This is a genomic window from Microbacterium sp. UMB0228, from assembly GCF_002871415.1.
Lineage (GTDB): Bacteria > Actinomycetota > Actinomycetes > Actinomycetales > Microbacteriaceae > Microbacterium.
The window spans coordinates 1-14604 of record NZ_PNFU01000006.1; the positions used below are offsets into that span (position 1 = coordinate 1).

Annotated in this window: 13 protein-coding genes; 4 read left to right on the plus strand and 9 right to left on the minus strand. The window is 69.9% G+C overall.

Going from position 1 to position 14604, the window contains the following annotated elements; all coding sequences use genetic code 11:
- The first annotated feature begins 480 nt into the window (after positions 1-480).
- Positions 481-1710, plus strand: coding sequence for a DUF2510 domain-containing protein (locus CJ226_RS17855; RefSeq protein WP_146008246.1), 1230 nt, complete (start codon positions 481-483; stop codon positions 1708-1710).
- A gap of 311 nt (positions 1711-2021) precedes the next feature.
- Here the strand turns inward: CJ226_RS17855 and CJ226_RS13720 are convergent, their stop codons facing one another.
- From CJ226_RS13720 to CJ226_RS13735, 4 genes are all read right to left on the minus strand, one after another.
- Entirely contained in the window at positions 2022-2813 is a 792-nt protein-coding gene (locus CJ226_RS13720; RefSeq protein WP_102209530.1) for a hypothetical protein, read from the minus strand.
- A gap of 85 nt (positions 2814-2898) precedes the next feature.
- Positions 2899-3504, minus strand: coding sequence for a ComEA family DNA-binding protein (locus CJ226_RS13725; RefSeq protein ID WP_062634235.1), 606 nt, complete (start codon positions 3502-3504; stop codon positions 2899-2901).
- Between the two features lie 169 nt (positions 3505-3673).
- Positions 3674-6238, minus strand: a complete 2565-nt coding sequence (gene leuS, locus CJ226_RS13730) for a leucine--tRNA ligase (RefSeq protein ID WP_102209531.1) — start codon at positions 6236-6238, stop codon at positions 3674-3676.
- Between the two features lie 46 nt (positions 6239-6284).
- Complete coding sequence (locus CJ226_RS13735; RefSeq protein WP_062634231.1) at positions 6285-7607, minus strand: anthranilate synthase component I family protein; 1323 nt, start codon at positions 7605-7607, stop codon at positions 6285-6287.
- Between the two features lie 41 nt (positions 7608-7648).
- On the opposite strand from CJ226_RS13735, the gene CJ226_RS13740 reads away from it, so the two are divergent.
- From CJ226_RS13740 to CJ226_RS13750, 3 genes are read left to right on the plus strand one after another with little or no spacing between them, the layout of a single operon-like run.
- The gene (locus CJ226_RS13740; RefSeq protein WP_102209532.1) at positions 7649-8320 is read left to right on the plus strand and encodes a DedA family protein; all 672 of its coding nucleotides are present in this window, start codon (positions 7649-7651) and stop codon (positions 8318-8320) included.
- A gap of 4 nt (positions 8321-8324) precedes the next feature.
- On the plus strand, positions 8325-9350 hold the full coding sequence (locus CJ226_RS13745) for an App1 family protein (protein ID WP_062634229.1): 1026 nt from the start codon (positions 8325-8327) through the stop codon (positions 9348-9350).
- Position 9351: 1 nt separating this feature from the next.
- Positions 9352-10215 (plus strand): hypothetical protein, encoded by an 864-nt coding sequence (locus CJ226_RS13750; RefSeq protein WP_062634228.1) that lies wholly within the window; start codon positions 9352-9354, stop codon positions 10213-10215.
- Positions 10216-10218: 3 nt separating this feature from the next.
- On the opposite strand, the gene CJ226_RS13755 is transcribed toward CJ226_RS13750, so the two are convergent.
- The 5 genes from CJ226_RS13755 to CJ226_RS13775 are packed head-to-tail and all read right to left on the minus strand — an operon-like array spanning position 10219 to position 14543.
- Positions 10219-11427, minus strand: coding sequence for a glycoside hydrolase family 3 N-terminal domain-containing protein (locus CJ226_RS13755; protein WP_180964608.1), 1209 nt, complete (start codon positions 11425-11427; stop codon positions 10219-10221).
- Positions 11428-11432: 5 nt separating this feature from the next.
- Positions 11433-12089, minus strand: a complete 657-nt coding sequence (locus CJ226_RS13760) for an SDR family oxidoreductase (protein ID WP_102209533.1) — start codon at positions 12087-12089, stop codon at positions 11433-11435.
- A 28-nt stretch (positions 12090-12117) separates the two neighbouring features.
- Positions 12118-12645, minus strand: coding sequence for a hypothetical protein (locus CJ226_RS13765; protein WP_102209534.1), 528 nt, complete (start codon positions 12643-12645; stop codon positions 12118-12120).
- On the minus strand, positions 12642-13433 hold the full coding sequence (locus CJ226_RS13770; RefSeq protein ID WP_102209535.1) for a hypothetical protein: 792 nt from the start codon (positions 13431-13433) through the stop codon (positions 12642-12644). The genes CJ226_RS13765 and CJ226_RS13770 overlap by 4 nt, the downstream gene beginning before the upstream one ends.
- A gap of 42 nt (positions 13434-13475) precedes the next feature.
- On the minus strand, positions 13476-14543 hold the full coding sequence (locus CJ226_RS13775; RefSeq protein ID WP_102209536.1) for an NAD(P)/FAD-dependent oxidoreductase: 1068 nt from the start codon (positions 14541-14543) through the stop codon (positions 13476-13478).
- Positions 14544-14604 lie beyond the last annotated feature (61 nt).

The following is a 14604-nucleotide window of genomic DNA, read 5'->3' on the forward strand; positions in this document are numbered from 1 at the left end:
ATCACCGCCGCCTAAACTAACGACAGCTGATCATCGCAACGAAGCGAAAGACCACCACTCAAACGGACGCGGCCAGTGTCGCCCAGTCGGACGCAGTCTGCATCGTCCAGTTCTATCGCATCACGTCACGCCTTCCGCATCATCTGCACGCGCTACGACGGTACAGCGCGCCCACAACTGTCAGATCGGGCATAGTGCATCGATTGACCTGTCCAACCACGTCATAACTCGACGACTTGCTCAAGCTCGTCCGCCGCTGCCCTGGTCATGCGCGCGTATCGGTCTCGACCGGATCGTGCCCATCTGCCGTCCATCCGCTACCTCGTACCACGGGGTACCTCTCTGTCTGCCGTTCCAGATCGGTCGACGACGTCCTTTCACACGACGATCTGGGTGGCAATCTTGAGCGGAGGCGACCGCTGAAGTAGTAAGTTCTCGCTGTGGGATGCCGTCATTGGGGCGGTCTCGAAGGGGAGCATCGTGGGTGGAGCTGCAGCGGGCTGGTATGCGAATGGACCGGCTTGGGAAACGTACTGGGACGGCACGCAGTGGCTTGATCAGCACCGACAGGTCACATCTCCAAGCAGGATCGACACAGGTCCCATCGACCAGCCGACGACGATGGAGGCGCTTGTAGAACCTCAACCAGAGGCTGCACTCTTCCCGTTCGCCGCATCCGGCGTGATCATCGATATTCGCCCCGAGGGTATACACCTCGAGGGGACCACTTGGCTCGGCCGCGGGCTCGTCGGCGATAAGCCGCGGGTCGTGCCGTGGGATGACCTTTCGACGCTTGAAGTCTTGACCACCGGAATCCGCATCCGCGAGGGCCGCAAAGCGATGCTCATTGGTGTGCCATCCAAGTTGACTGCTCAATCCCCCCTCGTTGTAGAACGCCTTGCACGGGAGTTCGAGACAGCCACAGGCCGGACCCTCTCGACAGGTAAAGTGACGCGCGCCGAGAAGACGGCAGCTGTAGAGGACGTATTCCGAAGGGCACTGTCTCGAAGAGTAGAAACGATCGGAACAGTCATAGAGAGCGGCGATCGCTCCGCAGAAGTCGCGATGTCGCATGCGCTATTGGTGTGGTCCAAATCCCAGAAGATCAAGGGTGGCGTCGAGTTGGCGACTAGTCAGCTGAACGAATTGCGCCGATCAATGGGAGCACACGTCCCCACTATGGTCGGGATCGTCGTCTCCGCGAACTTCTCCCCGAAACTCACGGTGTTCGACGACCGCGTTCATCGGGGTGCGGAGGCGCGCCCGATCGACGCGTTCACGCAGGCGCAGGTGTTCCTGGACGGCCAGGTCCAGGTCACGTCACGCCCATCGATGACAGCAGGTCTCATCGGGTCGGTGCTTCCGGGCACCGCCCTCCTTCCCGCGTTGGCGTTCGGAAAGAAGGAGAAGACGGATACTCGACAAGCCGAGTTCCACGTCGGCTCCCGCGAGTGGACTTTCTCAATGAACATCCCGGTTCAGAGCGTTGGGTCTGCTCGATCGATCGCTCAGCGGATCAATGCGATCGCGGACGGGATGGAGCGAGACGCTCGCTCGTCGCAGGTCTCTTCGTCGCCCCCGGCGACGCCATCACCGAGCGACGATGCCGACCTCACCAGTCAGATTGAGCGCATTGTGGCCCTCGAACGTTCAGGCGCAATCACGGCGGAACAGGCCACGGCGATGAAGGCACGGGTAATCGGTCTTTAGGGCGGCGTCCTCCGCCCTAAAAAGGCTCTGCGCTGCGACGGCGCCGACCCGCGTCATCACGCCGGGAGAACGCTTTCCGCGTCCTCGACCTCTGCCCTCCATTTTGAAACGCCCCCACGCGATAATAACGTCGGCAAACCGCGGAGCCTGGCGGCGGTGCGGATCAGGTGAACACGACGGATCCACTCGCGTCCAGCGCTGATTGAGCCGTCATCGTTTACGCCGCCCTTGAACGCCGCCATCGGCTCCCGCGAGAAGTCGAGAGCGGTGGCTCTCCTTGGCTGAAGGCGCGCGAAAATAGCAGCCAGCCATTACCCACCTCTCAAACGACCGATGTCTCCGGATACGGCGGTGAGGTGGCTGAGGCCGCTCGTGCGCATGTCGGCGTCGACTGCGGCAGGCACAGCGGTCGTGTCGCCCACGGCCAGCCCGGGAAGGAGGCCCGCACCGGGCTCCGGGAGTCGGGTGGCGCGCTCGACGAACGACCGGCGGAGGTCAGCAGCGAATCCGAAGACGCCCGGTGCAGACCGTTCCACCGCTCCCGCGGTGACGAAGACGACGAGGGCCGCCCGCTCCCCCGCATCCGTTTCCGCACTCTCTCCGGTCACCCGAACCTGCGCACCGAGGACGAACCCCTCCGCTTCCTCGATGCCGATGCGCACTGGACCGACCGCCGGCGCCACGGCCCCGGGCGCACCGATGCCCCGCAGCTGCACGTCCATCCACAGACGCCCATCGCGTCCCACGGACGCCGACGACGAGACTTCACCGACCGCTTCGACGGCTCTGCCTCCCCACGCGTGCACGGCGTCACGGTCCGCGGACTGTGCGAACACGGTGAACGCCACGGCCGCCGCCGTCGCGAGAACCACGATGGCCAGTCCCCCGATCGTCGCGACTGCGCGGCGCCGGATCGCGAGCGCGGCGCCGATGATCCCCGCGGCCGCCAGGCATCCACCCGCCACCCACCCCGCCGCTCCCGGCATGAACACGCAGACCAGGGCCACACCCCAGGCACCGACCGCCACCGGGAGCAGGCGCAGATCACGCGTCACGCCGATCCCCCGCTCGGAGCCCGGGGACGAACGCGGCAGCTCCTGCATCCGATCAAGCTAGAGTCGCGCCGATGCCCGCTCCGCCCGCCGCGACCACCGCCGCCGACCTGCGATCCCCAGCGAGAGGAACTGCTCACACGCGCACCCCGTCTCGCAGCCCCTCCAAGACCTTCTCCCCGATCCCCGGTACCGCCAGGAGGTCGTCCACCGTGCGGAAGCGACCATTCTCCTCGCGCCACGCGACGATGCGCTCGGCCAGCGCCGGCCCGATTCCCGGAAGCTGTTCCAGAGCCGTCTGATCCGCCGTGTTGAGATCGACGGTACCGTCGCCGGGAGGCCCGGACGAGGGGTCGGCGACGGCACCCACGACCGGCACGAGGATCTGCTCCCCGTCCTCGACCCGTCGGGCGAGGTTGACCCCCGCGAGGTCGGCGGCATCCGTCGACCCGCCCGCGGCCGCGAGAGCGTCGACGACCCGGGAGTCGGCGCGCAGGACGTACAGGCCCGGGCGCTCGACCGCCCCGAGCACATGCACGTAGATCTCCGCGGGCGCGGGCTCGGGCTCGACCGACGCCGAGCTCTCCGCGAGCGGGACCGCATCGACGGACGACGGTTGGCCGCGCACCAGCCCGAGGCCGACGGCCGTGGAGAGCGCGACGATCGCCAGCACGACCGCCGCACCGAGGCCGAGGCGGAGCCCCCGACGAGGCGGAGGAGGTGGAGGCGGGGACGAGGTCATCCGGTCACACTATGCGCCCGCTCCGCCCCTTCCCGCCCCCGAAGCCAGTGCCCGTGGAAAGACACTCAGAAGGGACTCGTCGTGGAGGACAGCCGTTCCCGGTCGCGACGTGAACGCGACATCATCCCTTCGCGTCCGGGTCCACGGAACCGCGGAGCACCCCCGTGGCTCAGCCCTTGACGACGATGCTGACGATCTTCGGGGCTCGCACGACGACCTTGACGATCTCGCGATCGCCGATCGACCGGATGACCCGCTCATCGGCTCGCGCCAGCGCCTCGAGCTCGGCCTCGCCGATGCGTGCCGGCACCTCGAGCTGCGCGCGCACCTTGCCGCCGATCTGCACGACCGCGGTGACGGTGTCCTCGACGAGCAGCGCCGGATCGGCGGAGCGCCACGACACGAGTCCGACGGACGGCTCGTGTCCCAGGATCTCCCACATCTCCTCCGCGGTGTGCGGGGCGATGAGGTCGAGCATGACGGCGATGGTCTCCGCCGCCTCACGGACGGCGGGGTCGGCAGCACCGGCAGCGCCGTCGATCGTCTTGCGGGTCACGTTGACGAGCTCCATCAGACGGGCGACGAGCACGTTGAACTTCGTCTGCTCGACCAGCGCGGGCGCCTCGGCGAGCAGCTTATGCGTCGCACGGCGCAGCGCCGCGTCGCCTCCGTCGAAGACGACGTCGACGGGGCTGGCGACCTCGTGCGCGATCCGCAGGGCGCGCGCGAGGAACTTCTGCGCACCGGTGGTCGACACGTCCGCCCAGTCCTTGTCGTCCTCCACCGGACCGGCGAAGGCCAGACCGACGCGGAGCGCGTCGGCACCGTGGGCGTCGAGCTCCTCCTGGAACAGCACCAGATTGCCCTTGCTCTTCGACATCTTCTGTCCGTCGAGCAGCACCATGCCCTGGTTGATCAGGTTGGAGAACGGCTCGGTGAAGTCGATCAGCCCCATGTCGAAGAGCACCTTCGTGATGAAGCGTGCGTACAGCAGGTGCAGGATCGCGTGCTCGACACCGCCGATGTACGAGTCCACCGGGGCCCAGCGCGCCGCCTGGGCGGGGTCGAACGCCACCGTGTCGCTGTTCGGCGACAGGAACCGGAGGAAGTACCAGGAGCTGTCGACGAAGGTGTCCATCGTGTCCGGATCGCGCAGCACCGGGTCGCCGGTCTCCGGGTCAGTCGTCCGCACCCAGCTCTCGGCGCCGCCCAGCGGGGACGTCCCCTTCGGCTTGAGGTCGAGGCCCTCGACGCTCGGCAGCTTGACCGGCAGCCGGTCCTCCGGCACCGGGACGATACGGCCGTCCTCGGTGTGGAGCATCGGGATCGGGGTCCCCCAGAACCGCTGACGCGAGATCAGCCAGTCGCGCAGGCGGTAGTTCTTCGCCGCCCGACCCGTCCCCGTGGCCTCCAGCTGCTCGATGGCGCGCGCGATAGCGTTGCGCTTCGACAGTCCGTTCAGCGGACCGGAGTTGATCATGCGCCCCTCGCCGGTGAGCGCGACGCCGGTCTTCGCCGGGTTCTGCTCGTCGAGCGCGGCGTCCGCATCGATCGGGACGCCGTCCTCGTCCACCTCGATGACCGGCATGGCACCGGTGACCGGAGCGGTGGTGTCGACGACGACCTTGACCGGCAGGTCGAACGCGCGTGCGAAGTCGAGGTCGCGCTGGTCGTGCGCCGGGACCGCCATGACGGCGCCGTGCCCGTAGTCGGCCAGCACGTAGTCGGCCGCCCAGATCGGCAGCTTCTCGCCGTTGACCGGGTTGATCGCGTAGCGGCCCAGGAACACGCCCGTCTTGGGACGGTCGGTGGACTGCCGATCGATGTCGGTGGTCTTCTGCACCTCGGCCAGGTAGGCCTGGAAGCGCTCGCGCACCTCGGGCTCGGCCTCCGCGGCGATCTCGGCGGCCAGGTCGCCGTCGGGCGCCACGACGAAGAACGTCGCACCGTGCAGGGTGTCGGGGCGCGTCGAGAACACCGTCACCGGCTCCTCGCGCCCCTCGATGCGGAAGTCGACGTCGGCGCCGACGGAGCGGCCGATCCAGTTGCGCTGCATCTGCAGCACCTTGTGCGGCCAGAACCCCTCGAGCTGGTTCAGGTCGTCCAGCAGGCGGTCCGCGTAGTCGGTGATGCGGAAGTACCACTGGGTGAGCTTCTTCTTGACGACCTCGTAGCCGCAGCGCTCGCAGCGCCCGTCCACGACCTGCTCGTTGGCCAGCACGGTCTGGTCGTTCGGGCACCAGTTGACCGGGCTCTTCTTCCGGTACGCCAGGCCCCGCTCGTACATCTTCAGGAACAGCCACTGGTTCCAGCGGTAGTACTCGGGGTCGGACGTGTGCAGCACCCGGCTCCAGTCGAAGGAGACGCCGTACTGCTGGAAGCCCACCTTCTGCTGCGCGATGTTCTGGTACGTCCACTCGCGCGGGTCAGCACCCTGGCGGATCGCGGCGTTCTCCGCCGGCAGCCCGAAGGAGTCCCACCCGATCGGGTTCAAGACGTTGTGGCCCCGGTGACGCCAGAAGCGGGCGACGATGTCGGAGTAGAGGTAGTTCTCCGCGTGCCCCATATGCAGGTCGCCGGAGGGGTACGGGAACATGGCCAGCACATAGCGCCGCGGCCGGGTGTCGTCGTCTCCGCCCGTGAGGAACGTCTCGTGCTCCGCCCAGTACTTCTGCCACTTGGCCTGGATGGCGTGCGGCGAGGAGAACTCCTCGTCGACGGGAGCGGTGGACATGTTCTCGGACAACGAACGCACGACCAATCTGAAGGGAAAAACGGGATCAGTTCAGGATATCGGAACGCCAGGTGGCGGGCATTTCCGCGCCCAGCGCCGCGAGCGGGGCGCGGGCCTTCGTGGCGACCTCACGCACCTCGGCCGCGGGCACCGATCCCCACGTGATCCCGCCACCGGCGCCGACGAACGCCGCCTCCTCGTCCACGACGATGCTGCGGATGACCATCGCGAGATCGAGAGCACCGTCGACGCCGATGTAGCCGAAGCAGCCGGCGTAGACGCCGCGAGGGGCGCCCTCGAGGTCGTGCAGCTGCGTCATCGCCGACAGCTTCGGTGCTCCGGTCATGCTTCCGGCGGGGAACGCCGCCTCCAGCAGCGCCCCGACCGTGATCCCCTCCGCGGCCGTGCCGCTGACCGTGCTCACGAGTTGATGCACGGCCGGATAGGTCTCGACTTCCCAGAGGCCTTCGACGCGGATCGACCCCGGAACGCAGACCCGGGAGAGGTCGTTGCGCATGAGGTCGACGATCATGACGTTCTCGGCCCGCTCCTTCGGATCCGCGGCGAGTTCTGCGGCGAGCGCGGCATCGGTCGCGGCATCGGCGCCCCGAGGACGCGTGCCCTTGATGGGACGGGTGCGGATGACGCCACCGCCGGCGTGGAGGAACTGCTCAGGGCTGGCACTGAGGAGCGCACGTCCCCCGATGCGCAGGAATCCCCCGTGGTGCGCCGGCGTCGCCGCCCGGAGCCGCCCGTACACCGCGACGGGGTCGTGGACCCCGGGCACGGTGAACCGCGTCGTGAGGCAGAGCTGGTAGGCGATCCCGGCGTGGATGAGGTCGCGGCAGCGGTCGATGAGCTGCTCGTACGCGGCGGGAGTGTGGCGGGCCTCGGCGACGTGTCGGTCCTCCAGCACCCGCGGCGTCGGCGCCTCGGAGCCGGCGTCGCGCAGAACGGACTGCAGCCAGCGCTCCCCCTCACCGCTCTCCTCCTCCGCGGCCAGCAACCACAGGCGGTGCGCGGCGTGATCGACCGCTACGGCCGTGGTCACGCGCAGCCACGTCCGGGCTTCCGGCTCCGGCTCGGTGGCGACCGGAGCTCCCGCGCGGGCGGCTCCGCTCTCGTAATCACGCCAGCCCACCCATCCCCCGCGGAACGGCGGCATCCCGGCCTCGACGGACCCGGCATCCAGGCGCACGTCCTCCGGAAGCGGCTCCGCCACCCCGGTGCCGAGGAAGCTCCATCCCTCGGCGGCGTCAGCGCCCGCATCGAGCCAGAACACGTCCGCGTGCCGCTGCGCGAGCACCGCGAAAAGCCGCTCCGGCGCCACCCAGGACGGCAGGGCTCGGGGGGTCAGGCGGTCGGGCACCTTTCCAGCCTAGGACCCGGCTGCTCCCGTATCCTCATGGGGTGGACGACCTCCTGCTCTGGCTCCTCGACACCGTGCAGTCGATCGATCCGGTCACGCGCACGCTGGTCGCAGGTCTCGCCGTCATGCTGGAGACGAGCATCCTCATCGGCCTCGTCGTCCCCGGCGACACGATCGTCATCATCGCCTCGATGGGGGTCGCCACTCCCCTCGAGGGCATCGCGATGGGCGTGGCCGTCGTCGTCGGCGCCCTCATCGGCGAGAGCATCGGCTTCTGGCTCGGCCGCTGGCTGGGCCCCTACATCCGTGCCTCCTGGCTCGGACGGCGGATCGGCGAGCACAACTGGGTGCGCGCGGAGAACTACCTGGCCCGACGCGGCGGCATCGCCATCTTCCTCTCCCGCTTCCTCCCGGTCCTCCATTCCCTCGTCCCCCTCACGGTGGGGATGAGCGAGTACCCCTACCGGCGCTTCCTGGCCTGGACGACCCCGGCCTGCATCATCTGGGCCTCGGCGTACGTGAGCGTCACCTCGCTGGCGGCCGGGAGCTTCCGCGAGCTCGTTGACCGCGTGCACTTCGCGGGCTACCTCTTCGTCGGAGTCATCGCCCTGTTCCTCGTGCTCGCCTACCTGGGCAAGCGGCTGCTGCACCGTCTCGAAGCTCGTCATCTGGAGGCCCCGGCGGCGGAGTCCGACGCCGACATGAAAGACTGAGGCAATGGCCCCCGCACCCCCGGCGCCCAGGATCCACTGGTTCGCCCGTCTCGAGCACCGCCTGCACGTGTGGCGCGAGGGACGAGCGCGCCGCCGCGGCCGGAGCGCCACCGTGCTGCCCTTCCCGGGCTACGGCGGCCCCGGGTGGGTCCGTGTTCTCGGTCGCGTGCTGATCGTCCCGCCGCAGCGCCGAGGCCGCGACGGGGAACCGGCGAGCATCCGCGGCTGGCGCAGCTTCGTCGGCATCCCCGTGGGTTTCGCCTCGGTCGACGTGCATGTCGGCGACAGCACGCATCGGGTGGTCGCCGACCGCGGCGGCGTCATCGACACCGTCATCCGCGCCGACCTCGAACCCGGCTGGCAGACCTTCACGATCACCGTCGAGGGACAGGAGCCGATCGAGGCGCGGGCCTTCGTCGTCGCGGAGAGCACCCGGTTCGGCGTCGTCTCCGACGTCGACGACACGGTCATGGTCACGGCGCTCCCCCGGCCCTTCATCGCCTTCTGGAACTCGTTCGTCGTCGACGAGCACGCCCGCATCCCGGTCCCGGGGATGGCCGTGCTGCTCGACCAGCTGCTCCGGCAGCACCCGGGGGCTCCGATGGTCTACCTCTCCACCGGCGCCTGGAACGTCGCCCCCACGCTGTCGCGGTTCCTCGGTCGTCACCTCTTCCCCGCCGGCTCGCTGCTGCTGACCGACTGGGGCCCCACGCACGATCGCTGGTTCCGCAGCGGGCGCGACCACAAGCTCACGAACCTCCGGCGACTGGCCACCGAGTTCCCCGACGTCAAGTGGCTCCTGATCGGCGACGACGGTCAGCATGACGAGGCGATCTACACGCAGTTCCAGGAGGAGCACCCGGATTCGGTCGCGGGTGTCGCGATCCGGCGGCTGCTGCCTGCCGAGGCGGTGCTCGCCGGCGGCCGTGCCGAGATGGAATCCCATGACGCGGACGAGGTGCCGTGGGTGAGCGCCGAGGACGGCGCGGGCCTGCGCGACCAGCTCGGCGACGCCGGCATCCTGCACTGACATGATCCTCACCCGTGACGACTGGCTTCGGCGCGAGGACGCGCATCGGGAACGAGCCGACGCGCTGACCGCCTCGCACCGAGACCGTGTGGCGCGCGGCGAGAAGCACCCGGTGTGGGACTTCCTCTTCACCTACTACGGCTACAAGCCCGCGCAGCTGCGCCGCTGGCACCCCGGAGCGGGTGTGGAGCTGGCGGACGCGTCCGAGCGGGTGGCATGGCGCTGGTACGCCCCCGGGGTCACCCCCGACGGCGTGACGCCGGATGCCGAGCGCTTCGCCGCCGAGAAGCCCGAGCTCGCTCGCCTCGTCGCCCTCATGCTGCGCCGCACGGGTTCCCGTCCCGGGCAGTTCGGCTGCTTCGGTCTGCACGAATGGGCGATGGTCTACCGCGCCGCAGAGCATCGGCATGCCGTCCCCCTCCGGCTGGGGCAGGCGGGCACGGATGCCGTGGTGGAGTCACACGATCTCCGCTGCACGCACTTCGACGCCTTCCGGTTCTTCACTCCGGAGGCGGTGCCTCGCAACCGGGCGGCGTTGACGAGAGAGGATCAGCCCCTCCTCGAACAGCCCGGCTGCCTGCACGCCGGCATGGACCTGTACAAGTGGGCGATGAAGCTCGGCCCGCTCGTTCCCGGAGAGCTGCTGCTGGACGCGTTCGAGCTGGCGCGCGACATCCGGCTGCTCGACATGCAGGCCGCCCCGTACGACCTGTCGGCGTGGGACGTCGAACCGGTACGCATCGAGACGCCGGAGGGCAAGGCCGAGTACGTCCGGCGCCAGCGTGGTTTCGCGGACCGTGGCGCCGCCCTCCGCGCCTCCCTCCTCACCGCCTGGCTCGGCCCGGACGAGCGCGCCGCCGCCTGAGCGTCAGCCGGCGGCGCAGTCCCCGCAGACGGCCCACGACGACGACGCTGCGGCGAGCTGCAGACGCAGGGTGAGCACCCGGGTCGCCGCGTCCTCCAGACGCTCGGCGGGCAGCGTCCCGGCGTCGACCGCCGCGGTAATCCCCGCGGCCATGTCGGTCGCGGTCTGGGCGGTGGACCCCGCGATCATGAGCACGAGGTCGTTGCCGGCCGCGACTGCGGCGACACCGTTCGCGACGGGGTCGGCGTACGCCGGGTCCCCCGAGGACAGCAGCATGCCGAGGTCGTCCGTCACGGCCACGCCGTCGAAGCCGAGCTCCTCCCGCGCGATGCGATGCCACTCCGCGGAGAGCGACGCCGGTCGGGAGTCCACGGCGGTGTACACGAGATGGCCGTACATGAGCACCGAGGCACCGGCGTCGATACCGGCGGCGAACGGGACGGCGTCCGTCTCACGCCAGGCGGCCTTCGTCATGCCGGTGCTCGGGATCACGTGATGGGAGTCGCCCGGCGCCGCTCCGTGCCCGGGGAAGTGCTTGAGCGTGGACGCGACGAAGTGCTCCTGGGCCGTGGTCGCCGCCACGGTGCGGTCGGCGGCACTCTCCGGATCGGTGCCGAGGGCCCGCCCGAAGATGAACGAGCCGGGGTCGGCAGGGACATCGGCGACCGTGCCGAAGTCGACGGTGATCCCCGCGCGGGCGACGAGCGCGCCGCGGGCCGCGAAGGCTGCCGAGGTCTCGGCGACCGGACGGCTCTTCAGGGTCGTCGACGCCGGGAAGGTGTCCCAGGGCAGGCGCGAGACGATGCCGCCCTCCTGGTCCACGGCGATCAACGGCGGGAGGGCGGGGTCGACGGTCAGCGCCGCCGTCAGTGTGCGGAGCTCTTCCTCCGTGGCCGGGATGTTCCCGCCCATGAGGATGAATCCGCCGAGCCCCGACTGCATGTAGGCACGCAGCGCCGCCGGATCGGTCCCGCCGATATGTCCCATCACGATGGATGACGCCTGCTCCGCGGTGCTCATGTCCGCGACGAGAGCGGCGGCCTGCTCTCGGACCGCGCCGGGCTCTGCGGCCTGCACCGATACCGCCTCAGCGGACTCGGCGCTGGACTGCGCGACGGCCGACAGCGAGGCGCCACCGGCAAGGGCGACCAGGACGAGCGCGGCGCCGGCACCTCGCCGTGCCCGGCGCCCGAGTGACCGACTCCGCTTCATCGCCCTCAGCGCGCGAGCGCCTCGACGATCGGCACCGAGGTCTCCTCGTCGCCGTTGCCGAAGCGGATCGTGCGCCCGATCGTGCCCGGGTCCTCCAGGGTCGCGACGATCACCGCCGCGACGTCGGCGCGGGAGACCTCGCCGCGCCCCTCCGGATCGATGCGGATGCGACCGGTCGGGTCATCGAAGGTCAGCGTGCCGGGGCCGAGGATCGTCCCGTCGAGGTCGGAAGCGCGCAAGTGCTCGTCTGCGGCCCACTTCGCGTCGGCGTACGGGAAGAAGGAGTCGCCCTCCGGCACGCCGTGATCGGCCGTGGAGCCGATCCACGACACCATGACGTAGCGTCGCACGCCCGCGCGCTCCGCCGCGTCCATGGTCCGCTCCGCCGCGTCGCGGTCGACCGCGTACGTACGCTCCGGGCTCCCGCCTCCGGCACCCGCCGACCACACCACGGCATCGTGTCCGCGGAGGATCTCGGTGAGGGCGTCGATGTCCATGGTCTCGATGTCGGCGACGAGCGCGATCGCGCCGCCGTTCTCCACCTCCGTCACGTGATCGGGGTTCCGGATCACCCCGGTGACCTCGTGACCGCGGGCGACGAGGAGCGGGGCGAGCAGCAGGGCGATGCGGCCGTGGCCGCCGAAGACGAGGATGCGCGACATGTCTTCACCCTACGCGCCTCGACTGACGTCAGCCCGGGGTCTGCGAAGTGTCGATGACGAAGGCCTGCGGATGCGAGGGGAGGTACCGCACGACGACGGGCGTCCCGGTCGGGATCCACGCGTCACGGTCCGGGTACACGGCGGGGGTGAAGAAGTCGCTCTCCAGCGTGTACTCGGTGCCGTCGGCCGCCGTGAACGTCACCCAGTCCCCGTCGACCGTACCCGTCGTGGGACGACCGTTCTCGAAGATGTACGCGCGGGTCACCGGGACACCGGTCAGGCTCAGGATCCCGATGATGAGGGAACCGAGCATCACGAAGGCCAGGACGCGGAAGAACACGCGGACCACGGAGCCGCCGATGTTCCCCCTGGATCGCGTGCCCGCCGGAACAAGGCCTTCCCGCTCACGGACAGCCCGCAGCGAGCCGCCTCCGGTCGTGCCTCGCGCGGAGACCGCGAACAGCCCGAGGATCGAGAACGCCGCGATGAAGACCATCGCATAGCCGTGCGCGGCGGGGAAGTTCACCAGCCACATCAGCGTGTCGAGGGGGTTCATCGTGCCGCCTCCTTCTCGAGGGTGACGGCGACCGTGCGCGGGTCCTCCCGCCGGTAGAACGCCCAGATCGGTGCCCCTACCTGCAGGCGCGACACGGCCTGCGGGTAGACGAACACGGTGGTGTCGGCCTCCCACGGCTCTGCTCCCTCGGGGGCCACGAGCACCTTCAGCGCAAGCTCGCTCTGCCCCTCACGGCGCCGTCCGGTCGGACGCACCTCGACGACGGACGCGGGCACCTGGGTCCCCGTCGTACGCGCGCGGACCTGGGACGGGTCGATGAGGCCCCGGTCGATGCGCCACTGCAGCATCGCCTCTCGGACGCTCGGGTCGCTGAGGTCGGCGAGCTCGACCGTGTCGGGGTCGTCGACGTTGTAGCGGACCGGGACGGGCTGCCCCACCTGCAGCGCTCCGACGTCACCGGCGTCGAGCAGCATGCGCAGCTGTCCGATGAAGTCGTCGCCGACGCTGGGACTGACCCGGATGAACAGGTCGTACTGGGGCACGTCGTTCACGGTCACGCCGGTGCGCGACATCTCGACGACGGCGCCGACGCCGATCTGCGTCGGCCCGCGGACCTTCTTGCGCCGCGCCAGACCCGACATCGATCCGCCGAAGGTGAGCAGCAGGCCCCAGGCGACGCCGATCACGATCGGTCCGCCCAGGCCGTCACCGCTCGCGAAGGGGAGGATCGACTCCCGCTGGTTCACGCCGAACAGGCCTTCCCCCACCCACACCACGAGCCACGCGGAGAGCAGCAGCCAGACGACGGTCAGGATGATGCGCAGCATGCCTCCCAGCGTATCCACAGGACGCGCCGGACGACGAAACGGTCAGGACGAGACCACGGCTCCCGTCTTCGCGAGCGCCCGGACGACACCGGCCGCAGCGGCCCGCCCCGCCCTGTTCGCGCCGATGGTGCTCGCGGAGGGGCCGTACCCGACGAGCTGCACCCGGGGGTCGGCCACCGCCGTCGTACCGCGGCCGCCGCGGTCGAGCTGGATCCCACCCGCGGCACTGCGCAGGTGGAGCGGGGCGAGGTGGCCGATGGCCGGCCGGAACCCCGTCGCCCACAGGATCACGTCCACCCGCTCGAACGATCCGTCGGCCCAGCGCACGCCGTCGGGTTCGATGCGTTGGAAGAGCGGGCGACGGTCGGCATACGCGCCGAGGCGCTCCGCTTCCCGTTCCTGGGGGCGCAGCATGAGACCCGTGACACTGACCACGCTCTCCGGGGGCAGCCCGGCCGCCACCCGCTTCTCGACGAGCGCGACGGCGGCGGCACCGGCCTCCGGCGTGAAGTCGTCGTCGCGCCAGACGGGCGGGCGTCGGGTGACCCACAGGGTCTCGGTGAGAGGGGCGAGGGCACCGAGGAACTGCACGGCGGACGCACCGCCGCCGACGACCAGCACCCGCTTGCCGCGGAAGTGCTCCGGGCCCGGGTAGTCGACGGTGTGGAACTGCTCCCCGAGGAACGTCTCCATCCCCGGGTAGTGCGGGACGAAAGGCTGCGTCCAGGTGCCGGTCGCATTGACGAGGGTGCGGGTGCGCCACTCCCCCTCCTCCGCCTCGACGAGGAGAACACCCGCGTCGTCGCGAACCCGACGGACGTGGACCGGCCGCAGCACCGGAAGGTCGTGCGCCTCCTCGTAGGCGGCGAAGTACGCGGGCACCACGACGTTCGCCCGACGCACGTCTCGAGGCGGCGGGGTGTCACCGGGAAGCTCGGCCACCCCGTGTACGTCACGCATCGTGAGGGCGTCCCACCGGTGCTGCCATGCTCCTCCGGCCCGCTCGTCGGCGTCTACGACGAGGTGCTCCACTCCCCGACGCCGCAGATGGAACGACGCGGACAGTCCGGCCTGGCCGGCACCGATTACGAGGCTGTCGAGGATGTCCACGATGGATCGAACGCTCGGGCGTGGATGGATGTTCCGGGCTCCACGACGCGCCCGGGCGGCC